This is a genomic window from Micromonospora sp. NPDC050686, from assembly GCF_040654475.1.
Classification (GTDB): Bacteria; Actinomycetota; Actinomycetes; order Mycobacteriales; family Micromonosporaceae; genus Micromonospora.
This window is the reverse complement of sequence record NZ_JBFAID010000027.1, coordinates 32,300-54,354: the sequence shown is the minus strand read 5'-3', so window position 1 is coordinate 54,354 and position 22,055 is coordinate 32,300. Positions and strand designations below refer to the sequence as shown.

17 protein-coding genes are annotated in these 22,055 nt (G+C 71.6%); 3 read left to right on the top strand and 14 right to left on the bottom strand.

Annotated features, from left to right (window positions below):
• Window positions 1–282 precede the first annotated feature (282 nt).
• The 6 genes from AB0H57_RS18710 to AB0H57_RS18685 form a co-directional block, all read right to left on the bottom strand.
• Entirely contained in the window at window positions 283–1,620 is a 1,338-nt protein-coding gene (locus AB0H57_RS18710) for a glutamate mutase L (protein ID WP_357508001.1), read from the bottom strand.
• On the bottom strand, window positions 1,617–2,009 hold the full coding sequence (locus AB0H57_RS18705) for a hotdog domain-containing protein (RefSeq protein ID WP_357507999.1): 393 nt from the start codon (window positions 2,007–2,009) through the stop codon (window positions 1,617–1,619). The genes AB0H57_RS18710 and AB0H57_RS18705 overlap by 4 nt, the downstream gene beginning before the upstream one ends.
• Window positions 2,006–2,758, bottom strand: coding sequence for an OAM dimerization domain-containing protein (locus AB0H57_RS18700; RefSeq protein ID WP_357507997.1), 753 nt, complete (start codon window positions 2,756–2,758; stop codon window positions 2,006–2,008). Before AB0H57_RS18700 ends, AB0H57_RS18705 begins: the two co-directional genes overlap by 4 nt.
• Window positions 2,755–4,317: a lysine 5,6-aminomutase subunit alpha gene (locus tag AB0H57_RS18695; RefSeq protein ID WP_357507995.1), complete on the bottom strand. Its 1,563-nt coding sequence runs from the start codon at window positions 4,315–4,317 to the stop codon at window positions 2,755–2,757. Before AB0H57_RS18695 ends, AB0H57_RS18700 begins: the two co-directional genes overlap by 4 nt.
• Before the next feature lie 72 nt (window positions 4,318–4,389).
• The gene (locus AB0H57_RS18690; protein ID WP_357507993.1) at window positions 4,390–5,961 is read right to left on the bottom strand and encodes an amidohydrolase family protein; all 1,572 of its coding nucleotides are present in this window, start codon (window positions 5,959–5,961) and stop codon (window positions 4,390–4,392) included.
• A 4-nt stretch (window positions 5,962–5,965) separates the two neighbouring features.
• The gene (locus tag AB0H57_RS18685; protein ID WP_357508054.1) at window positions 5,966–7,015 is read right to left on the bottom strand and encodes a zinc-binding alcohol dehydrogenase; all 1,050 of its coding nucleotides are present in this window, start codon (window positions 7,013–7,015) and stop codon (window positions 5,966–5,968) included.
• A 156-nt stretch (window positions 7,016–7,171) separates the two neighbouring features.
• Here AB0H57_RS18685 and AB0H57_RS18680 point away from each other — a divergent pair, with 156 nt between their 5' ends.
• Window positions 7,172–8,578 carry a lysine 2,3-aminomutase gene (locus AB0H57_RS18680; RefSeq protein ID WP_357507991.1) on the top strand — a complete coding sequence of 469 codons (1,407 nt, stop codon included), beginning with the start codon at window positions 7,172–7,174 and terminating at the stop codon, window positions 8,576–8,578.
• 55 nt (window positions 8,579–8,633) lie between these two features.
• Here AB0H57_RS18680 and AB0H57_RS18675 read toward each other — a convergent pair whose 3' ends face one another.
• Window positions 8,634–8,969 (bottom strand): YnfA family protein, encoded by a 336-nt coding sequence (locus AB0H57_RS18675; protein ID WP_357507989.1) that lies wholly within the window; start codon window positions 8,967–8,969, stop codon window positions 8,634–8,636.
• Window positions 8,970–9,082: 113 nt separating this feature from the next.
• Window positions 9,083–9,277: a CsbD family protein gene (locus tag AB0H57_RS18670; protein ID WP_357507986.1), complete on the bottom strand. Its 195-nt coding sequence runs from the start codon at window positions 9,275–9,277 to the stop codon at window positions 9,083–9,085.
• 149 nt (window positions 9,278–9,426) lie between these two features.
• Here AB0H57_RS18670 and AB0H57_RS18665 point away from each other — a divergent pair, with 149 nt between their 5' ends.
• Complete coding sequence (locus AB0H57_RS18665) at window positions 9,427–9,993, top strand: histidine phosphatase family protein (RefSeq protein ID WP_357507984.1); 567 nt, start codon at window positions 9,427–9,429, stop codon at window positions 9,991–9,993.
• Between the two features lie 90 nt (window positions 9,994–10,083).
• On the opposite strand, the gene AB0H57_RS18660 is transcribed toward AB0H57_RS18665, so the two are convergent.
• Together AB0H57_RS18660 and AB0H57_RS18655 are read right to left on the bottom strand one after the other, a co-directional pair.
• Window positions 10,084–10,566, bottom strand: coding sequence for an Lrp/AsnC family transcriptional regulator (locus tag AB0H57_RS18660; RefSeq protein ID WP_357507982.1), 483 nt, complete (start codon window positions 10,564–10,566; stop codon window positions 10,084–10,086).
• A gap of 55 nt (window positions 10,567–10,621) precedes the next feature.
• On the bottom strand, window positions 10,622–10,921 hold the full coding sequence (locus tag AB0H57_RS18655; protein ID WP_357507980.1) for a DUF433 domain-containing protein: 300 nt from the start codon (window positions 10,919–10,921) through the stop codon (window positions 10,622–10,624).
• A gap of 157 nt (window positions 10,922–11,078) precedes the next feature.
• On the opposite strand from AB0H57_RS18655, the gene AB0H57_RS18650 reads away from it, so the two are divergent.
• The gene (locus AB0H57_RS18650; protein WP_357507978.1) at window positions 11,079–11,279 is read left to right on the top strand and encodes a hypothetical protein; all 201 of its coding nucleotides are present in this window, start codon (window positions 11,079–11,081) and stop codon (window positions 11,277–11,279) included.
• 25 nt (window positions 11,280–11,304) lie between these two features.
• Here the strand turns inward: AB0H57_RS18650 and AB0H57_RS18645 are convergent, their stop codons facing one another.
• From AB0H57_RS18645 to AB0H57_RS18630, 4 genes are all read right to left on the bottom strand, one after another.
• A complete protein-coding gene (locus AB0H57_RS18645; RefSeq protein ID WP_357507976.1) occupies window positions 11,305–15,204 on the bottom strand; it encodes a hypothetical protein in 3,900 nt (1,299 codons plus the stop codon).
• A 123-nt stretch (window positions 15,205–15,327) separates the two neighbouring features.
• Window positions 15,328–16,992: a S41 family peptidase gene (locus tag AB0H57_RS18640; RefSeq protein WP_357507974.1), complete on the bottom strand. Its 1,665-nt coding sequence runs from the start codon at window positions 16,990–16,992 to the stop codon at window positions 15,328–15,330.
• A 35-nt stretch (window positions 16,993–17,027) separates the two neighbouring features.
• Complete coding sequence (locus tag AB0H57_RS18635; protein WP_357507972.1) at window positions 17,028–18,575, bottom strand: amidohydrolase family protein; 1,548 nt, start codon at window positions 18,573–18,575, stop codon at window positions 17,028–17,030.
• A gap of 42 nt (window positions 18,576–18,617) precedes the next feature.
• A complete protein-coding gene (locus AB0H57_RS18630) occupies window positions 18,618–22,001 on the bottom strand; it encodes a DUF3892 domain-containing protein (protein WP_357507970.1) in 3,384 nt (1,127 codons plus the stop codon).
• Between the last annotated feature and the right edge of the window lie 54 nt (window positions 22,002–22,055).

Genomic DNA, 22,055 nt, shown 5'->3' with positions numbered 1-22,055 from the left:
CGGGCCGTTGTCTACTGGCCGTGCACCTCACCCTGCCCGTACACCGGTTACCGCGGCCGGTTCGCGCCGCCCCGCCGACCCCCGCCCGCTGGACCTGGCCGCCGCAGCCCGCGCACATGTCGCTCCGTGCATCGGGTCACTCGGCCAGCGGGCGAGAGGACGAAGCGAACAACAGCCGCTTCCCGTAGTAGGACTCAAAGACGGTACGTGCCAACCCCCCGGCCCTGTCAACCCACCCGGGCCTGTCGCGCGGGCCTCCACGGCGTGTCGCGCCGCCCCGGCTCACTCCGCGCCCAGATGGTGACGCAGCAACGCCCCGGCGGCCCCCGGCTGCTCCGGCGCGAGCAGCCCCGCGGCGGCCAGCACGTACGCGGTGTCGACCACCGGCCGGGCGTGGCGCGGCACCGCCCAACCACCGGCGTGGTCGGCCAGCACCGCGGCCAGGACGTGCCCGGCGTCGACCGGGTCGGCGTGCCGCAGCACCCCACCGGAGCCGATCACCAGCCGCACGTCCCGCAGGTCCCGGCCGCCCCGCTCACCGGTGGCCCCGCCGCGCGCGTGCCGGCGCACCGCCACCGTCGCCGCCAGGGCGGCGATGCGCCGCTCGGCGGCCCGCTCGCCGGCACCGGACGGCAGGAACCCCGGGTCGGCGGCGCGCACCGCCGCCGCCGCCGCCAACCCGTCGCGCTCACCGGCGGCCAGCAGCCGTTCCTCCGCCGCGGCCCGCACCACCCCCGGCGCGCTCCACCGCATCCCCAGGTCGCCCTCGACGGTACGGGCCCGCCACAGCGTGCCGGCGACCTCCCGACCGGGACCGCTGTCCCGTTCGTCGGGGGTGAGCGCCGAGTACACGTCGGTGGTGGCGCCCCCCACATCGACCACCACCAGGTCACCGCCGAGGGTGTCGGCGAGCACCTCCACCCCGGTCAGCACCGCGTCGGGGGTGGCCGCGCGCACCAGCCGGGTGAACCGGCCGCCCCGCGACAGCCGCTTGCCGCCGATGACGTGCCGCAGGAACACGTCCCGGATCGCCGCCCGCGCCGCGCCGGGGGCGAGCACCCCGATGCGGGGCAGCACGTTGGCGCAGGCCGTCACCGGCACCCCCGCCCCGGCGAGCAGGGCGTGCAGGTCGTCACGGGCGTCGGCGTTGCCCGCGAGGACCACCGGCACCCGCCAGCGGGCCTTCGCCAGCCGGGTCGCGTTGTGGGTGAGGGTGTCGGCGTCACCGCCGTCGGTGCCGCCGACCAGCAGCACCACGTCCGGCCGGGCGGCCCGCAACGCGGTCAGTTCCGCCGCACCCAACCGGCCGGCGGCCACGTGCACCACGTTCGCGCCGGCGGACAGGCCGACCCGCCGCCCGGCCTGCGCGGTGACGAGGGGCTCGTAGCCGACGACGGCCAGCCGCAGCCCACCACCGGCCGACGAACACACGTACCAGGGGACGTCCCCGGCGGGCAGGCCCGCGGTGGCCGCCCCGACCGCCGCGTCCAGGCCGTGCAGCACGTCCGTGCCGACCGTCGTCGGCGCCGACGCCGCCGCGACCAGCCGCCCGCCGTCCAGGTCCACCACCGCGACCTTCGTGTACGTGGACCCGACGTCGGCGCAGACGGCGAGGCTCACGCCGCCGGCGGGACGACCACGGTGCCCGTCGCCGTCACCGCCACGACCGGCTCGGCCAGCACCTCCGCCGCCGACTCACCCCGCTCCGGGCGGCCCCGGCACACCACCGTCGCGGCGAAGTCGATGGTGCGGCTGCGGGTGCCCACCCGGGTCACCGTCGCCGTCACCTCCAACACGTCACCGGCCTTCATCGGCGCCTTGAACTGCACCTCCGAGTACGACGCGAACAACCCCTCGTCGCCGTCGGTGCGGATGCACACCTCCGTGGCGACGTCCCCGAACAACCCCAACGCGTACGCCCCGTCCACCAGGTTCCCCGCGTAGTGGGCGTGGGAGTACGGCACATACCGGCGGTGGGTGACGGTCAGACCCACTCGTGCGTCGCTCATGCTCCCGCCTTCCTGCTCGTGATCAACGCGTGGACCAGGTAGCTGGCCACCTCACCCGGGGTGGTGCCCCGACCGAAGATCCGGTCCACCCCCAGCTCACCGGTCATCGTCTCGTCGAACCGGGGACCACCGACGATCAGCAGCGGCCGCCTGCCCGCCGGCATCGCCTCCCGGAACGCCGCCGACATCTCCCGGGTGTTGTGCAGGTGCGCGTCGCGCTGCGTGACGACCTGCGACACCAGCACCGCGTCGGCCTTCTCCACCCGGGCCGCCTCCACCAGCTCCGGCACGCTGACCTGCGCGCCCAGGTTGGTGACCTTCAGCTCCCGGTAGTACTCCAGGCCCTTCTCCCCGGCGATGCCCTTGACGTTGAGGATCGCGTCGATGCCCACGGTGTGCGCGTCGGTGCCGATGCACGCCCCCACCACCGACAGCTTGCGCCGCAACCGCTGCTTCACCACCGCGTTGACCTCCTTGGCGCCCAGCAGCGGAAAGTCCCGCTCCACCACCTGCACCGCCGCCAGGTCCACCAGATGGTTCACCCGCCCGTACACCACGAAAAAGGTGAACCCGCCGCCGACGGGCTTGGCGTGCACCAGCATCGCCGGGTCCATGCCCATCTTGTTGGCCAGCTGCACCGCCGCCCCCTCGGCCCGCTTGTCATGCGGCACCGGCAGGGTGAACGACACCTGCACCATGCCGTCACCGGTGGTGTCCCCGTACGGCCGGACGATCGTCTTCTCACTCATGCGGCCGGACCCTCCAGGATCTCGGTGGCCGGGTTGTAGTAGTCACCCTCGTGCTCCGCGACACCGTCGAGGCCCTTGCCCCGGTCCGCGGGCCGCTTCATGATCCCGAAGGTGCCCTCCGCGATCGCCGTCAGCAGCGACTGCTCCCCGATGCGTTCGAGCAGGTCGACCGCCTCACCGAGGACCCGGTGGGCGCGCTGCTGGATGAACCCGCCCGGCGCCGGCACGAAATCCTCGTGCAGCCCACCGGCCGCGCCCAGCACGTAGCGGACGTTCTGCAGGGCGATGTCCCGGTCCGACAACCACGGCGTCACCACCGCCTCGGTCATCATCCCCACCAGCAGGATGCCCTGCCCGGTCATCGTGCCCACCAGGTTGAAGAACCCGTCGAGCAGGTTGCCCCGGAACACATCCCCGGTCATGTGCTTCGTCGGCGGCATCCACTTCAGCGGCGCGTCCGGGAACAACTCCCGCGCCAGCAACGCGTGCGCCAACTCCAACCGGAACGACTCCGGCACATCCGGGTTGATCTCGAACGCGTGCCCCAACCCCAACTGCCCGTCGGCCAGCCCCGCCTCGTGCGCGAAGTACTCGTTGAGCAGCTGCGACACCGTCACCGTGTGCGCCTCGTCCACCGCGTCCGCGGTGGTCAGGTAGTTGTCCTCACCGGTGTTGATGATGATCCCCGCCCGGGCGTGCACCTGCCGGGAGAACCGCTGGTCCACGAACGTACGGATCGGATTGATGTCGCGGAACAGAATCCCGTACATCGAGTCGTTGAGCATCATGTCCAGACGCTCCAGACCCGCCAGGGTCGCCATCTCCGGCATGCACAGCCCCGACGCGTAGTTCGTCAACCGCACGTACCGGCCCAACTCCTTCGACGAGGAGTCCAGGGCCGCCCGCATCAACCGGAAGTTCTCCTGCGTGGCGTACGTGCCGGCGAAACCCTCCCGGGTCGCCCCCTCCGGCACGTAGTCCAGCAGCGACTGCCCCGTCGAACGGATCACCGCGATGACGTCCGCCCCGGCCCGCGCCGCCGCCTGCGCCTGCGGGATGTCCTCGTAGATGTCCCCGGTCGCCACGATCAGATAGATCCACGGCCGCTGCGCCGGATCCCCGTACCGCTTCACCAGGCGGTCCCGCTCGGCCCGGCGCCGGTCGATCTGCCGGATGCCCGCCGCCACCGCCTTGCGGGCCGCCCGGCGGGCCGCCGTGGCGGCCTTCCCGGTCGGCTGGGCGAACCGCACCGACCCGGCGGCGGCCTTCTGCGCCAGCAACGTCACGTCGGCGATACCCTCCCGGGCCAGCGCGTCGAACACCGGCGCGGCCACCCCGTGCCCCAACCCGACGTCCGCGACCACCGCGTCCACCAGACGGTTCACCCACGGAATGCCGTCCGGATCCGCACCGGACACCCCGGCCAGCCGCAGCACCGCCCGCTCCACCGACACCGTGGTGTGGCTACGCGCCAACTCCACCACCGGCCGCCCGGCCCGCCGCGCCAACTCCCGCGCCCGCGCCACCAGCACCGGATCCAGGTCAAGCTTCCCTGTCACACCGTCACCTCGCTCCGCTCGGCGACGCCGTGACGGCGTCACACCGTGCCGATGGTTCGCTCGCAAGCTCGCTCACGAAACGCCTTCCTGATAAATGACGTCACCGCGCAGCACCGTCGCCCGGCACACCGGCAACGGCGTCGGATCGTCCACGCCCCGCAACTCCGGATCCTCGGCCAGCAACACCGGCAGGCCCCGCTCCACCCCGGCCGGCGTCGACCACACCGCGAACGTCGCCGGCGCACCCAACGCGATCACACCCTCCGCGTCCAGGTGCACCGCCCGCCACCCGCCCCGGGTGTGCGCGGCGAACGCCGACCGCACCCCCATCCGCTGCGCCGGATTGTGATGCGCCGCAGCCGCCCGCACCGAACCCCACGGGTCCAGCGGCGTCACCGGCGAATCCGACCCGAACGCCAACGCCACCCCGACCGAGTGCATCGCACCCATCGGGTTCGACTCCCACGACCGGGACAACCCCAGCCGCGACTCGTACATCCGGCCCGCGCCACCCCACAACCGGTCGAACGCCGGCTGCATCGACGCCACGACGCCGTACTCCACGAACCCGGCGATCAGCCGCTTGTTCATGATCTCCGCGTGCTCGATCCGGTGCCGGGCCGCCCGCAGCCGATCCACCCCCAGCTTCTCCGCCGCCGACGCGAACCCCTGAAGCACCGTCGAGATCGCCTCGTCCCCGATCGCGTGGAAGCCGCCCTGCACGCCGTGCGCCGCACAGTCCAGCAGATGATCCCGCACCTGCTCGGCGCTCAGGTACCCGTGGCCGCACCCGCCCGGCTCCCCGTCCAGGTACGCCGCCGACACGTGCGCCGTCCGCGACCCCAACGCCCCGTCGGCGAACAGGTCACCACCGGCGCCCACCGCGCCCAACTCCCGCGCCCGCGCCGCGCCGAGCAGCTCACCCCAGTACCCGTACACCTCCGGCAGCCCGTCCCCGGAGATCCCCAGCAACCCGGTGAAATCCTCCTCGTCCGAAATGTCCGGACCGCCGCACTCGTGCACCGCCGCGATCCCCAACGACGCCGCGTGTTCGAGGGCCACCCGCTGCGCCACCACCCGCTGCGCCCGGGTCACCGACCCCTGCGCCGCCGCCCGCACCACATGATGCGCGTCCCGCCGCAACCACCCCGACACGTCGAAACCCGGCGCGGCCGCCGCCTCCGGACACGCCGCCAGCAACGCCCGCGACACCAGCGCCGAATGGATCGACGCCTGCGACAGGTACACCCGCCGGCCACCCGCCGCCCGGTCCACCGCATCCGCGTCCGGCAACACGGGATCCGACCAACCCGACTCGTCCCACCCGTGCCCCAGCACCACCGCGTCGGCCGGCAGCCGCCCGGCGAACGCCGAGACCGCCGCCAGCAACTCCCCCGCCGACCGCACCCCGGACAGGTCCAGCCCCGACAGCACCAGACCGGTGTCGGTGGCGTGCACGTGCGCGTCCACGAACGCCGGCGTCACCAGCGCCCCGTCCAGCTCCACCACCCGATCGGCGGCCGGCGCGTCCGTGCCGGCACCCAACCAGGCGATCCGGCCGTCCCGCACCAGCAACGCCGTCGCGCTCGGATCCGCCGGGCAGTGCAGCACTCCGCCGCGGTACAAGGTCGAGGGGTTCGTCATGGCCTCAGTCTGCCGCCAACCGCGACTCGAACAACGCACGGACCCCCGGCTCCGCCCGCAGCAACTCCAACGCCAGCTCCGCGTGCCCCGGCACGTACCCGTTGCCCACCAGCATCGTCACGTCCGCCGCCAGGCCCTCCGCGCCCAACGCCGCCGCCGCGAAACTCGTCGCCATCGAGAAGAACACCACCGTGCCGCCGTCCGCCGTGGCCAGCACCGCCCCGTGCTCACAGCCCGGCACGTCCACGCACACCACCGTCACGTCCGCCGGCGCACCCAACGCGCTGGTCACCGCCGTCGACAACGCCACCGGATCCCGGGCGTCGGCCAACGCCACCGCGTCGGCCAGGCCCGCCGCCAGCAGCGCGTCACGCTCCGCGCCCACCGGCACCACCCCGACCGTACGGCCCGCGCCCGCCCGCCGCGCCGCCGCCAGGGACAGCGACCCGCTCTTGCCGGCGCCACCGATCACCGCCACGCCCACCGGCCGCGGATCACCGTCGCGGCCCCGCCGCGCCACCTGCTCGGCCACCACCCGCGCCGTCAACGCCGGCGCCCCGCACACGTCCAGCACCGCCAGCGACAGCTCCGGATGCAGGTCCGCCGGCAGCACCGCCGCGATGGACCGGGCGAACAGGATGGCGTACCCGTCGCACGGCACCTGCTCGCTGCGCCCGTCCCAGCGGGCCAGCCCGTCGGTGACGGTCAGCGGGGTCAGGGTCAGCGACACCAGCGTCGCCACCCGGTCACCGGGCCGCAGCCCCAGCGGGGACCGCCGGCCCGCCTCCTCCACGGTGCCGATCAGCATGCCGCCGGACCCGGTCACCGGGTTCTGCATCTTCCCCCGAGCGGAGATGATCTCCAGCACCTCGGCGCGGACCTTCTCCCCGTCCCCGCCGTGCTTCTCCGACAGCTGCCGGAAGCTCGCCGCGTCCAGATTCAGCCGTTCCACCCGAATCCGCACCTCGTTCGCGGCGATCCGCGGGTCGGCGTCCAGCCGCCACGCCGCCTGCGGCAGCACCCCCGCCGGTTCCACGACTCGGTGCAGCCCCACCGGTGACGTCACGCCGACCTCCCCCTGTCCAACCGCTCGAAGCCCCGGTCAGGACTCGCATCGCGGGAAAACTTACGGCAGACTAATTTCTACACCGGATATTTTCCAGTAGCCTTCGGGCCGCTGATCGAACCGAGCCACCACCGAGGAGGGGCCGTGACCCAGACCCAACCGGTTGAGACCATCCCTCAACCCCGTCACGCCCCGGTCGCGGTGCCGACCGCCGGGCAGCCCTACGAATACCGCCGCAGCCCCCTGGTCGAACCCGACTGGACCCGCTTCCCCGGCTGGCGCCACGTCACCCGCGAACAGTGGGAGAACGCCCAGTGGCAGCGCGTCAACTGCGTCAAGAACATCAAGCAGCTGCGCACCGTCCTCGGCGACGCCGTCGACGAGACCTTCTACGCCGACCTTGAGGCCGACCAGAAGGCCCTGGCAACCATGTCCATGCTGGTGCCACCGCAGATGCTCAACACCATGGTGCCGTTCGAACCCATGACCACCGAGGCGCTGCTCGCCGACCCCATCCGGCGCTACATGATCCCCGTCGCCTCCGACCGGCGCACCGACTGGCCCTCCCACCCGTACGCCAGCCGCGACAGCCTCCACGAGCACGACATGTGGGTCGCCGAGGGCCTCACCCACCGCTACCCCACCAAGGTCCTCGCCGAACTGCTCTCCACCTGCCCGCAGTACTGCGGGCACTGCACCCGCATGGACCTCGTCGGCAACTCCACCCCCACCGTCGACAAGCTCAAGCTCACCCTCAAGCCCGTCGACCGCTACGACGCCCACATCAGCTACCTCAAGGCGCACCCCGGCGTCCGCGACGTCGTCGTCTCCGGTGGCGACGTCGCCAACGTGCCCTGGCGCAACCTCGAGTCCTACCTGATGCGGCTGCTCGACATCGAAACCATCCGCGACATCCGGCTCGCCACCAAGGCCCTCATGGGCCTGCCCCAGCACTGGCTCCAGCCCGACGTCGTCGAGGGCCTCGAACGGGTCGCCCGCACCGCCGCCCGGCGCGGCGTCAACCTCGCCATCCACACCCACGTCAACCACGCCCAGTCGCTGACCCCGCTGGTCGCCAAGGCCGCCCAGACCGCCCTCGACGTCGGCGTCCGCGACGTCCGCAACCAGGGCGTCCTCATGCGCGGCGTCAACGCCACCAGCGAGGACCTGCTCGACCTCTGCTTCAGCCTGCAGGGCGAGGCCGGCATCCTGCCGTACTACTTCTACATGTGCGACATGATCCCCAACGCCGAGCACTGGCGGGTCCCCGTCTGGCACGCCCAGCAGCTCCAGCACGACATCATGGGCTACCTGCCCGGCTACGCCACCCCGCGGATCGTCTGCGACGTCCCCTTCGTCGGCAAGCGCTGGGTGCACATGCTCACCGAGTACGACCGCGAACGCGGCATCTCCTACTGGACCAAGAACTACCGCACCTCGATCGAGTCGGCCGACCTGGCGGCGCTCGACAAGCGCTACGCCTACTACGACCCGATCGACACCCTGCCCGACGCCGGCCAGCAGTGGTGGACCGCCCACCGCGACGACTGATCGGCGACAACCACCGGCGCCCCGCGACCGCCCGGCCGCGGGGCGCCGCCGCGTCTCAGCTCCCCCGCGGCGCGTACATGATCACCGCCACCCCCAGCAGGCAGATCAACGCGCCCGTCACGTCCCATCGGTCCGGCCGGAACCCGTCCACCACCATCCCCCAGGCCAGCGACCCCGCCACGAACACACCCCCGTACGCGGCCAGGATCCGGCCGAAGTTCGGATCCGGCTGGAACGTCGCCACGAACCCGTACGCCCCCAACGCCAGCACCCCACCGGCGATCCACCACAACCCGCGGTGCTCCCGCCAGCCCTGCCACACCAGCCAGGCACCACCGATCTCCGCGAGCGCGGCCAGCACGAACAACACCAGGGAACGCAGCACCGTCACGCCGCGACCCTAACCACCGGCCCGCCGCGCCCCGTCACCGGAACGGGTCGAAACGCCACCCCGGGCACGACGTGGGGGCCGCCGCATCGTCCGGCGGCCCCCACGTACCTCGGTCACTTCGAGAACGAGTCCCGGGCGTCGCGCCCGGCGTCCTTGACGTGCTCACCGGCCTGCCGCGCACGGGCGGTGCTCTGCTGGCTGGCGCCCTCGGCGCGCATCCGCTCGTTGTCGGTCATGTCGCCGACCCGCTCCTTGGCGGCGCCGGTCAGCTCGTCGGCCTTGTTCTTGGCCTTGTCGGTGAAGCTCATCTCGCCTCCTCGTGGTGCGACTCCCCGTCGGTTGCCCGGCCCTGGTGACCACAAACGCCGCGGCGGTAGGCACATCCCGTAATGCATCCTAGGAAGATAGGTCCGTTGGTCGCCCGGCCCGGCACACCGGGTCGTGGTTGACTGGGCCGGTGAGCGAGATCGTGCTGGTACGCCACGGCGAGACCACCTGGAGCGCCGGCCACCGGCACACCTCGTACACCGATCTGCCCTTGACCCCTGACGGCGAGCGGCAGGCCCGCGCCCTCGGCCTGGTCCTCACCGGCCGCCGCTTCGCCCGGGTCCTCTCCAGCCCCCGGCAGCGGGCCCGGCACACCGCGCAGCTCGCCGGCCTCACCGTCGACGACGTCGACGACGACCTGGCCGAATGGCACTACGGCGAGTACGAGGGGCGCACCACGGCCGACATCCACCAGGACCGTCCACGCTGGAACCTGTGGACCGACGGCTGCCCCGGCGGGGAATCACCGGAGCAGGTCGGCGCCCGCGTCGACCGGCTGCTCGCCCGGATCACCCCGCTGCTGGCGCAGGGCAGCGTGGCGCTGGTCGGGCACGGGCACAGCCTGCGCGTGGTCGGCGCCCGCTGGATCGACCTGCCGCCGGCCGGCGGGGGCCGGCTGCGGCTGGACACCGCCACCATCTCCGTCCTCGGGTACGAACACGGCCGAGCGGTGATCATGCGCTGGAACGGCCGCTGACATGAGGGCCGGGTCGCCCGCACGGCGTGGTGACGTCAGCGGCGACGACCCGTCGGCCACGGTGAACGTGCGCCACCGCCCGGTGCCGGTCTAGCCGGCGTCCCGGGCCCGCCCGCGGGCGGCGAACTCGCCGACGATCTTCGGCGGCCGGTTCTCGTACGGCGTGGAGAGCACCACCGTCGTGCGGGTGGTGACGTTCGCCGACGTGCGGATCTCCTGCAACACCCGCTCCAGGTCGGCGGGGCCGGCCACCCGCACCAGCAGCAGGTAGAAGTCCTCCCCCGCCACCGAGTAGCAGGAGTCGATCTCCGGCAGGTGGGCCAGCCGCTCCGGCGCGTCGTCCGGTTGGGACGGATCGAACGGCCGGATCGCCACGAACGCGGTCAACGGCAGGTCCAACGCCTCGAAGGAGACCCGGGCCGCGTACCCCTTGATCACGCCGCGTTGCTCCAGCCGGCGCACCCGCTGGTGCACTGCGGACACCGACAGCCCCACCTTCTCGGCGAGGTCGGTGTACGACAGCCGGCCGTCGCCGGTGAGCGCGGCGACGATGGCCCGGTCGATCTCCTCCACGGCGAGCAACCTACCGCGAAACACGGCGCGAAGGCGACGAGGGGCCCGCCCGACGTCACGCCGGGCGGGCCGCCCGGTCACGCACCGCATCGGCCGCGAAGTTCGACACCTCCGCCAGGTCGTCCTCGTCGAGGAACGGCAGATCGGTGAGGATGTCCGTCACGGACATGCCCTCGGCCATCATCGCCAGCAGCGTGGCGACGGGGATCCGGGACTGCCGCACGCAGGGCGCGCCGCCCATGACGTCGGGGCGATGGTGATCCGGGGAAAGGACACCGGCACAGGCTAACGCCCGTACGGCGGCGCCGGAAAAACCGACCGGCAGTGTCGCGGCGGGGCGTCCGCCGTACGCCATGGGGGTGAGCAGGCGGCACCCGCCGCCCGCCACGAGCAAGGAGAGACACGTGCGCTACTCGATGGTGATCTGGGGCGACGACTCGATGGAGAAGGACCAGGCGCTGCTCAACTAGGTCGACGCCTGGTGGCAGAAGTGGCACGCCGCCGGCAAGGTGGTGCGCGGCGGCACGAGGCTGGACGCCCCGCAGGTCGCGAAGACCGTCAGCCGGGGCGCGGACGGCCAGCCGGTGGTCACCGACGGGCCGTTCCTGGAGCTGAAGGAGGTCGTCGGCGGCTACGTGCACCTGGAGTGCGACGACTTCGACTTCGACGCCACGCCCAACGCCGAACCCATTGGAGTACTAGCCGCCGCTTGAAGGGTTGCGGAACGAGTCGCACAGCTCAGTTCATGTGTTGCAGGTTTCCCAACTCGTCGAGGTAGTAGACCTCTCCTGAGGCATCGGTCTGCACCGCAGCACGATTTCTCTTCGCCGCTTTCGCATCGAAGAAGATGTAGCCGATTTCATCGAATTTCACCTTCTGAGGGAGCTCGACAGGCGGCGGTCCGGTGGGGTCATGTTTCTGGAAGCGCACCATCACCTCGTTGGCGCCTTCGAACAGTTCGTTGTCGAGGGCCTGCTCCCAGTCGATGTCGGTCTTGGATCCGTAGACCTTGCCGTCCCACCAGGAGATGGTGCCGGTTGCCGGGCTGGTGAAGGCGTCGGCTGAACGTTCGAGGGCGATCATTTCCTCGGCGAGGGCGGGGTTGTCGTGCTTGTACACGTACACCCGCTTGCCGGCGTGCGGGTCCTTGGCGAAGACCCACTTGCGTAGCCACGCCTCGCCGACTGAGCCTTTGAAGTCGGGGTAGGCGTCGAGCCGTTCACGGAAGGCCTTGAACGCAGGGCCGGGTGGTGTGTTGAGTGCTTCGTCCTTGAGTTCATCGAGGGTCTTCGTGGCCGCGCCGATCGGCGTTCTCACGGGCTTGCCGTAGTTCTCGATCTTCTCGATCGTCTTCTGGTCCTTCTGGGCGAGCTTGTCCAGCATCTCGGCGTAGCGGTTCATCCGCTGCTCGGGCAGCGCTTCGGCGGCCAGCTTCTCCATCCGTCGCAGCATCGCGTTCAGGGAGTCGAACCGGTTGCCCACGTGGTCCCACAGGACGCTGAAGGCGGCGTACCCATTGGGGCGGGCGATGAGCAGGCAGGCGTCGGGCTGCCGGGACAGCCTGAGGAGAAAGTTGAGGTCGCGTGCTCCAGGGCCGTTGGTCAGCGCCGCCGGCGGCATGGCGTTGACCGCGGCAGCGAACGCCTCCCACTGCTCGGCGGTGATGTCGACGCCGTTGCGCTTGGCCAGCTTGTTCATCAGTCGTGAGAACCGCTGGTTCTTGGCGTCGCCGAGGAGCATGTGGTGATCGGCGAGCTTCTTGAATGCGTTGCGGCCGTTCTCGCTGAGCGGGCCAACGACCGTCTCCAGGGGCTTGGCCGCGTCGAGGCGTTGATTAAGTCGGAGCAGGTCGTCCTTGAGCGCGAGGGGTAGATCGTCGAACCGTGCGATCGGGTCGAGGTCGACGTTCTCGAGCCCTTTGGCGATCTTTGCGGTGTCGCTGTCGGGTGCGTAGCCGAGCGCGCGGATCAACTCGACGTCCGTCCCGAAGTTGATCTTCGCGTTGAGGAGCTTCATGACGCGTTCGAGTTTCGCGGTCACGGTGAACTTCTCGGCCGCCTCGACGGCGTCAACCGCCAGCTTCGCGGGCCGGGCCATGGCAGCCCAGGCCTCGACGACACCGCGGATCTCCTTGAACGCCTGGAGGCCGGCGCGTACCTCGCCGACGCCGACGAACCAGGAGGCGACCTCCCAGATGATGGCCCACTTGAGCTGCGTGAGGGTGTGCTCGACGGCACCGAGCGCGATCGCCCCGCGGTAGGCGGCTTGGATCTTCTGCCCGAGCAGGGTGAACAGTGCGCCGAGGTACTGCAGGGCTTGCGGGTCTGAGATCGGCGGTTGGGCGAGCTGGGCCATGAGCGCGAGTTTGATCAGCTGCCAGACGCCCTCGACGAGCTTGTCCGGCTCGGTGATGACTTGGAAGATGCCTTCGAACGAGTCGACCACGAACTTCAGTGCGGCGCTGGCGGCGACGTACAGCTCGTCGAGTTGGTCCAGGTCCAGCGCCGGGGGTGCTGACGGGTTTTCCCGGGTGATGACGGTGTGCAGCTGCGGCCACAGGGCGAACACGAGGTCGATGAGGTCGTCGAGGGTGAAGTCGATGCTGGTGGGCGGGAACCGCTCCCCCACGGCGACGAAGAGGCTCCACAGCTCGTAGTCCAGGTCCCTGAGAACCTTCGCGTAGTCGGTCGGGGTGAGCTGCGCGATCATCTGGTTCAGCGCGGGACGGTCCTCGGCGGTCTTGAACAGTTCGACGATCGCCCGCTCCCGCGCCTTCGTGGTGAAGGCGTGGGCGAGGACGTTGGCGTAGTGGGCGCGCTCGGCGGGGGTGAGGATCGAGAAGGCGGTGGCGTCGAGTTCGGCGAGGCGACCGGCGGCCCGTTCGAGGTCGACGACGCCGGGTTTGGATATGTCGCCTTCGCCGGTCAGCGTCCAGAGCGGGTTGAAGATCGCCGCACGGACGTCGGCTGCTGCGACGGCCGCCTCGTCGCCGGTGAACGCCGCCCATTCGGCGTTGATGAGTTCTTTGTCTTTGGCGGGGAAGAGGAATCGCGGCGGGTCGAGCGGTGTGGTGGCGCCGAGTGGCGGTGGTGCTTGGCTTCCGTCGACGGGTGCTATCAGCCGCAGTTTGTAGTGGCGTCCGGTGGCGTCGCCCCAGGTGTCTCGCCAGAAGTAGGTGGCGGCGTGCTGGGTGGGCGAGCCGTGGCCGTCGAGGCGTTGGGTCCAGTCGAGTTTGTCGAAGGTGACGTTTTCGAGGGTGGGCAGGACCAGGAACGGTGCGGGTACGTCGGGAAAGCCTTCCAACACGAGGTAGGAGCGCCCGCCCCAGAGCAGGTGGCCCCACATGGTCGCGCGGCGCAGGTTGTCCGCGACGGCGTAACGGGGCTCGTTGGCGACGTGGATCCACTGCCCGGCGGTGAAGATCGCGGCTAGGGTGTTCGCGAAGGGCATCGGGCCGGTAACGACGCCGTGGCGTCGGCTGGTGGTTGGTGGCGTGCTGGGCAGCCCTCCGACGGTCAGCGGGAAGGTGGCGGGCTGGTCGTTCGGGCCGAAGGGGCCTGGGTCGGCGAGGAACGGCACCGTGCCGAGGGCCTGCACTCCGTCGCTGCTGCTGTCCTGCGTCGGCGCTGGTGTGATCTGTAGCGGCGGCAGGTCGCGTCGTGTCGTCGCCTGTCGTGCCGGAAACTGCTGCGGCACGACGGTGGGCACGGCCTGGGTTGGTGGCAGCCAGGTGTCCGGCATTGCGGGTACGGGAATGAGGCCTAGTGCTCCGGCGGCCAGCCGTCGGCTGGCCAGCAGCGCTGGCTGCTGTGCTGGGGGGAGGTTGTTCGCGGCTGGTGTGTTCAGGGCGGCCCACAGGCGGCCCATCACCCTGTTGCCCGCGGTGGTCGAGGCCAGTTGGTCGGCGTGGTGGCGGGCGAGCCCTTGCAGCGTCGCCATGGCCAGTGCCGGTTCGTGGTCGGGTCGCTGTTCGCGCATTTGTCGGAACAGTTCGATGGCCTCCGAGAAGGCCTGGTAGGGGTTGCGGAGCAGGTGTTGCACCAGTGGTCCGCTCAGCAGGGTGACGTCCGACGAGGCGCTGACCTGCGCGGCGACGGTCAGGCGCAGCTGGTCGGGGTCCTCGGCTGGTGGCACTACGGCGACGGTGTGCACCGTGTGGGCCGATGTGGTGGCGTGGCGGGCCCAGTTGTGCAGGGATTGCAGGTTCGTCACCCATCGGTTGTTCGCCTGGTCGATTTCGATGGGCAGCGGCAGGCGGGTTCCGGCGTGCAGGTGGCCGGCGGGGTTCTGGCTGAGATGCGGGGCGGTGTAGGTGAGCAGCGCCCGAGACACCTGGTTGGGATCGGATATCGGGGCGTTCGTGGTCCTGGTGGTAGTGCGGGAGATGACGGCGGCGAGGTCGACGGCCAGGCCGGCCAGGGTGGAGCCGGGTCCGAGGAACGCGCACAGCCGCGGTGGCGGCGTGGCGTCTGTGGTGAGGTCTCCCGCCGGGTGGGTGAGGGTGCCCTCGACCAGTGGTGGCGCGCTGCCTGCGGTGCGCGGCGGCCAGATGATCAGGTTGCGGGCCTGTGCGGTCTCGGGCGGCACGACCGGTTGCAGCAGCGTGAGCCCGCCGAGGAGGTCAGTGAGGGTCGGCAACGTCCTGTTCCTTCCGGTCGCAAGAAGCGGGTTCACGCATGGCGCGGGGTTGAGCGCGGCGCCGCTGGCGGGGCGCGGCCCCGCCGGTCGACCATCGACGGGGTTCGGGTGGTGTGGGGGCGGTCATGAGGGCCGCCGGGCGAGGATGTCGGCGCAGAAGTCGTGCAGGTCGCTGTTGTCCTCGAGCAGGTCGCGTCGGGTGATGCCGTAGGGGATGCCGGGGATGCCGGTGTCCTCGATGGGGATGCCGTCGGCGGGTCCGCTGCGCAGGGCACGGCGGATGGCGAGGGTGAAGCCGACGCCTGCGGGAAGGGGCGGGAACGCGTATGGGGTGCCGGCGAGGGCGTCGCGGAGCAGCCGATCGCCCCACACGTTGGCGCCGCCGGCACCGGTGGCCTGGCCGACGGTGACCAGCGGGCCGATCCGGTTGTCGAGGAACCCGGCGGCGAACAGGTCTCCGGAGGAGTACGTGTTGGGGTCGGCGACGGTGAGGACGGGTCCGGTGTAGCGCTGGCCGATGTCGTTGCACCAGTCGGGGTCTGTCAGCGCAAGCGGCTGGGAGTACAGCTCGCCGGTGGCGATGGCGTTGTCGAGCGACGCGGTCCAGGCTTCGAATTCCAGGCGGTTGAAGGGGCTGGCGGCCATGGCGCGGGTCAGGGGTGAGGCCAGCAGCGCGAACCGGGTGGGGACGATCGTGTGGGGTGTGAACAGCTGCAGGAGTCGTTCGGCGGCCCAGATGAGGCCGCCGGGGTTGCCGCGCAGGTCGATGATCAGGCCGCGGTCGGGTAGTTGGGCGAGCAGGCGGATGACTTCGGTGATGAAGGCCTCGTGGTCGTCGACGTCGAAGCTCCAGATGCGCAGGTAGCCCAGCTGGCCGCGGCGGGTGGTGATGGGGCGTGCGGCGAGGGTGTCCTGCAGTGCGGTGGGCAGCCAGCCGCCGGCGCGGACGGTGGTGCGGGCTTGGTCTGCCTGCCACAGGGCGGGGGCGAACATGAGCTTCTTCGCGCGGCGCACGGCTTCGCGGGCGGGGTCGGCTGCGACCTTGAGGCGTGCGCCGGAGCCGGGTTGCATCGCGGTGCCGGCTTTGCCGGGTGCGATGCGCCGCCACGGCACCCGGACTTCGTCGTCGTGGCCGTCGAGGGTGCGGTAGCCGACGATGACCCACTGTTCGTCGGGTGGTGGGCTGTAGTCCAGGGCGCGGAAGGTGAGGGTCTCCAGGGCGCGGGCGCGGCGGGCGTCGGGGCGTCCGCCGGTCTCCCGGTCGGCGTAGATGTCGACGGCTCGGGCGAGCGGGATGCCATTCCAGTGCAGCAGTTCCACGCCAGGGACGAACGTCTTTTTGCGGATGCCGGAGTTCGCGGCCAGTTTCGACATCAGGAAGGTGGGCCGGTTGTCGGGCCCGTAGCTTTCGATGAGGAACGGTAGGGCGGCGACGCTGCCGCGGACGGTGGCCGGTCCGCGGTAGCGGGTGTGCGCGTCACGTAGTCCGGTGATCAGGCCGGTGAGGGCCAGGTGGAATTCGCCGTCGGTCATGGTGACGCAGCGGCGGCGCAGCAGGTGCAGCGCTTGTACGGGGTCCACGGCGTAGCCGGCGCGTTTCTGCGGCAGATGGCAGTAGGCGCCTTCGATGACGCAGGACAGGGCGTCGATCACCTGGAGGCGCTGCCCGCCGTCGAGCGTCGGTTCGGCGCCGGTGGAGGCGCGGGCGGCGCGGCGGGGTGCGGGGGGCGCGGTGAGGTCGGTGCCTCGCTGTGCGGCCTGCACGTCGACGGGAAGAGTTGCGGGCATGTGCGCCTACCTGTGGTGTGGGGGTTGCGCGTGGGCTAGCGGTAGTAGTCGGCGAGTTTGTGGAGGACACCGCCGTGCCAGCCGCGGCCGACGAGGGAGGCCAGGAACGCGTCGTCGTGGGTAAGGGTGTCCAGTGGGGGGATGAGGATCTGCGTGAGGTCTTTGGGTAGCCCGCCGACGGGAGCGATGCCGGTGGGCATGTCCAACGCCAGCCGCAGGGGCGCGGCGGGGTCGTCGAAGGGGCCGTTGAAGGCGGCCAGGCGGGCTTGTCCTCGTTCGATTTCCCGTTTGGGGTTGGCGCGTACCTGTTCCAGTCGGGCGAGGACCTCCTGCCACGGCCATGCCTGGGTGGGGTCGTCGGGGCGGGTCAGCGACAGCAGCCGGCGTTGGCCGGCGACGGTCAGGTCGGTGACGGGTTGTGCGCCTGAGCGGCGCATCAACGCCGGGGTGCCGTATCGGGGTTGACCGTTGACGATGACGAGTTGCACGTCGCGTTCGGTGGCGTGCACGACGGTGGTGAACGGGTCGGCGTTGCGGGCGGCCCTGATGATGGTGACGTCGGCGGCGGCGTATGGCTGCAGGCGCCCGGTTTGCCTCCCCCAGCTGCGGGCCAGCACGTCGCCGGGGTCGGCAGTCACCATTGTCACCAGTTCCCGGTCGGACAGGGTCCAGCCGTGGTGGTCGGCGACGATGCGGGCGACTTTCAGTTCCCCCAGGATGTGTTTGCTGCCCGATGGCGCCCAGTCGGAGCCGAGGCAGACGGGGACTCCGGCGTTGCGGGCTGCGGGCACGTCGGTGGTGGTGCCGTACAGCCACAGGTTCGACAGCGGCGACCACACCACCGCGCCCTGTTCGGTCCATTCGGTGAACACTGTCGGGTCGACGGCGTTGCAGTGGACGGCCACGAAGCGTGGCTGCAGGCAGCCAGCTGCGGCGGCGTCGCGGAACTCGGCGGCAGCGATGGTGCCTGGCTGTCCTTCGGCGCAGTGGTAGATGAACAGGCTTCCGGCTCGCATCCGGTTCGCTCGCTCGGCGAGCGCCGTGGGTGTCATGGTCAGCGTGGAGGCGTAGACGAGGTTGCGGTTGCGGGTGCCCCAGGTTTCGTCCTCGACGTTCCGCACCAGCCAGCCGTCGCGGGGCCGGTTCTTGGGGGGTGAGCCTTGCACGCTGGTGGTGCCGCCGATGATGGCTTTCGTTTCGGCGTAGGCGAGCAGTTCTTGTGGGGCGGCGGTGACGAACGCGTGGGCGGGCCACGTGACGGACGCCGCGTAGGAGCGTGCTCTGGTCCACGAGTCGTGGTGGGCGAAGGGTGTGCGTTGGGTGGGTTCGCTCCACAGCGGCAGCGTGTTGTAGGCCAGGTGGTTGTGCAGGTCGATGAGTCCTGGCAGCACCAGTGAGGTGCCGACGTCCACCACGGGTGCGGTGTCGAAGCCGGCCGGTCCCGGCTGTCGGCTTCGCGTCACGGCGGTGATCATTCCGTCGTCGCCGATCCACACGCGGCCGCGAAACGAAGCGGAGGTGTCGGCGGCGACGGTGGGGTCGCAGGTCATCGGCACGACTCGGCCCGCGATCACCAGTGCCATGGGCCCGCTCCCCCACCGCTGGATGCGCATGACGTGCTGAGGTCAGACATGGCGGCACTCCCGCAGGCTGTCGAGGTTGTTCGGCGAGGCGTCGTCGGCGGCCGTTCGCAGGTAGGGCCGGCCGTGGCGGGGCCGGACCACGCGCAGGGCGGCGCGGGCGGTTCCGGGTTCCTGGACGAAGAACGCGAACCGACCGCTTCCCATCAGCTCGATCGCGTCGGGCACCGGGATGAGGAAGTGGGTGCCGTCGGCGTTGTATCCGCCGACGGCCAGGGTGGTGCCGTTCGCGGTGCGCACGCAGCTGACCCGCACGGGCACGGCGGTGTCGTAGTACTGGGTGTCGGGTGCCAGGGTCACCTGCAGCCAGCCTTCGCTGGCCACCGAGGGTTCGTTGGGCATGAGCGCGTCGGGGGTGGCGGGCACGACGGGGTCGGAGCGCCACTGTCCGGGCTGGTCGCGGCGGTGCCAGTTCCAGGAGCCGCGCACGTCCTGGGGCAGGGGCAGGCGGATGGTTTCCAGGTCGTGCAGCATCGGGCCGTAGCGCAGCGCCGGCGACAGCCGCGACAGTGCCGCGGCGGTCCATTCCCGCAGCAGCCCCACCGATTTCTGCGGGAGCAGACCGACGGTGACGTGCACGTCTGAGCCGGGCACCATGAGCAGGGTCAGCGGCACCGGCACGCCCGGATTGACCGTGAACACCCCGGAGGTGTCCACGTACGGTGAGGTGAGCGGATCCGCGCCTGGCGCGGAGACGGCTCCGCTGTCGTCGGGCAGTCCGGGTGCCAGCAGCGCGACGGCCGGGTCGACGAGGTGCAGCCGGTCCATGTCGTCGCCGACGCAGTAGGCGAGCAGTCCGTCTTGGGCCCGCGACAGGTTGCCCAGTCGCACGGGCACGCCGCGGGTCGCGTTCTCCGGTGGCTGGCGGGGATCTTCCACCTCGACTTTCAGGTATGCGCGGACCACGGCGACCGGTCGGCCGAGCAGCAGGGCCAGGTGTTCGTCGCCGGCGCGGCCGGTCACGTCGACCGTCCAGCGGGTGGTGTCCAGGACCCGCAGCAGCGACTCCAGGGCGCTTTGGGCGGTGCCGGCGGGGTGGCCGCCGGCGCGGGCGGTGGCCAGTGCGTGGTCGGCGGCGAGCATCCGGTCGGCGAAGCGGGCCAGCAGCGGGTTCGGCAGGAACCGGCTCGGTGGGGCGCCCAGTGTCGCCGGGCGGCCGGGGTCTTCCTCCCAGGCGGTGATCGTCTCGGGGTCCGGCCGTAGCCGGCCGTAGCCGCTGCCTTTGTCGTCGAAGAACTCCAGGGTGCGGTCCACCAGGGACGGCACCAGGTAGCCGCACACGGGGCTGACGCCGGCGTCGGCGTCGCGGGGGGTGCCGGCGGCGTCGGCGAAGCGCAGCAGCACCCGGGCGGGGGCGGTGAACCGTGGTCGCAGGGCCGCCAGGTTGGGGTGGCCGGGCACGGCGAGGGTCACGCCGTGCGACACCGGCGCGGGCTGCGTCACGTCCGCGCCGAGGACCTGCAGGTAGCGGCCGTAGCCGTCGACGAGCCGGGCCCGGTCCAGGCGCAGGAACCCGGCGCGTAGGGCCACGAAGTCCGGTGCGCGGTCGGCCTGCGGGGGTTGCGCGGAGTCGGCGGCGTTGGGTGCGTCGACGACCAGGCCGGTGGCGTCGCGGCGCAGTTGCTCGGCGATGCCGACGAGTTCACCGGAGAGCAGGTCGCGTTCGGCGTCGTCGGCGTCGATGGTGCCGTCGAGCAGGGCGGCGGCTGACGCGGACAGCATCACCCGGCCGCGTAGGGCGCGGCCGGTGTTCGGTGCGGTCACGACCTTCGGCAGGTCGAAGTCGATGTCGCCGAGCGGCCAGTCGTGGGCGCCGCGCGGCGAGGGCAGGTAGGTGGCTGACCATTCCAGCAGCAGCGGGTTCCACGGCCGGCTCGGTGGGGTGATCCCGACGGGGCTGGGTAGGTGGCCGTCGACGACGGCGCCGGGTGGTGGTGCTGCGGGGTCGGCCACGTCGGGGTCGAACGACGCCCACCAGGCGGCTCGGGCCGCGGCGACCGGTGAGGGTTGGGTGGTGGTGGAGGCGGCCAGGTCGGGGGCGGAGCCGGGGTCGAGGCTGGCGAGTTCGACGAGCAGGCCGGTGGCGGCGGGTGGGACGCCGTAGTCGGGGCGCAGGCCGGCCAGCGGGTTGGGTGGTAGCACGGCGGCGCCGCGGCCGGGGTCGCCGCCGGCGACGCCGAACCCGCGCACTGTGGTGTCGTCGAGGCGGCACAGCAGGTTGCCGAGGGTGGAGTAGCGGCCGTCGGCGCCGTGTTTGGGGCTGCGTCCGCCGCCGGCGACTACCAGTGCGGGTTCCAGGGCGTGCCATACCCGCGGTCGGGTTCGTTCGACCTGCACGAAGGATCCGCCGCCGGTGGTGCCGGTGGCCGGCTGCCAGATGTATTCGTTGCCGGCGGTGGCCGGGGTGGACCCGAAGCGGCTCTGGTGCAGTCCGGCGTCGAGGCGGGCGGGGCCGTCGGCGGCGGTCACGTCGGTCAGTGCGCCTTGCAGCAGCGCCTCGATCATGCGGGCGGCGTCGGTCGGGTCGTCGGGTTCGGCGGCGACGGCCGCGAGTGCCTCGGCGAGGGTCTCCCCCAGGGCCAGGGCGACCTGGTCGGCGGTGGGGCGGTAGTCGGTTTCCCGGCCGAGTAGGCCGCCGTCGCCGGACCAGTGGGGGTCGGGCCAGCCGATGGAGACGGCGGCGGCGTGGTAGACGGACCGTTCGAGCAGCGGTTGGTCTTCCGGCGGCGTGGGGAAGATTTCCCAGCCGAGGTCCTCCAGCCTTTTCTGCTGGCTCACCTCGCCGGTGACGCGTAGTGGGTCGCGGGTGGGGTCGGTGTACCAGCCGAGCACCAGGTAGGCCACCGGCCCGGTGACGTCGAGGAGGTCGTCGTGCATCGCGAACCGGTTCGTCACGTTGTCGTAGTAGCCGGCCCAGCCGAGGTCACCGTGGCCGAGCGCGGTCAGCGGTGAGCGGGGTGCGGGGCCGGACGGTGGCAGGGTGGGTCCGGTCAGCGCCGCGTTCACCCGGATCGGGTCGATCAGGCCGGCGTATGGCAGCAGCCACGCCTCGACGGCGCGGGGTCCGGGGGTGGCCGGGCCGGACAGCCGGACTACCAGCCACCGGTCGGGCACCGGCGGGAACGTGGTTGCCCCGGTGTCGTCGGCGACGCCGCGGGTGAGGCCGTCGGGCAGGCTCCAGTGCAGGTGCGCGCCGGGCGGCCGGGCGGTGTCGCGGGCGCTGAACGGTTCGGGCAGCAGATCCTGCTGGACGCGGCCGCTGGCCGGCGGGGTGGGTCGGGTCAGGGCGGTGCGCGCCCAGTCGGACGGGGCGGTGGCTTCCCGGACGACCAGCACGTCGAGCGCGACCGGGACGAGGAGAGTTGTCACCCAGAGGCTCCCTTGATCGGGGTGGGCCGGCCGGTAGCCGGGGCCCGGCGGTGG

What these genes read in the sequence shown, in the direction of transcription:
- AB0H57_RS18705 (WP_357507999.1), bottom strand. Translation starts at nt 2,009, where the DNA reads ATGAGCGACGCACGAGTGGGTCTGACCGTCACCCACCGCCGGTATGTG.
- AB0H57_RS18700 (WP_357507997.1), bottom strand. Translation starts at nt 2,758, where the DNA reads ATGAGTGAGAAGACGATCGTCCGGCCGTACGGGGACACCACCGGTGAC.
- AB0H57_RS18690 (WP_357507993.1), bottom strand. Translation starts at nt 5,961, where the DNA reads ATGACGAACCCCTCGACCTTGTACCGCGGCGGAGTGCTGCACTGCCCG.
- AB0H57_RS18670 (WP_357507986.1), bottom strand. Translation starts at nt 9,277, where the DNA reads ATGAGCTTCACCGACAAGGCCAAGAACAAGGCCGACGAGCTGACCGGC.
- AB0H57_RS18655 (WP_357507980.1), bottom strand. Translation starts at nt 10,921, where the DNA reads ATGGCGTACGGCGGACGCCCCGCCGCGACACTGCCGGTCGGTTTTTCC.
- AB0H57_RS18640 (WP_357507974.1), bottom strand. Translation starts at nt 16,992, where the DNA reads ATGCCCGCAACTCTTCCCGTCGACGTGCAGGCCGCACAGCGAGGCACC.
- AB0H57_RS18635 (WP_357507972.1), bottom strand. Translation starts at nt 18,575, where the DNA reads ATGGCACTGGTGATCGCGGGCCGAGTCGTGCCGATGACCTGCGACCCC.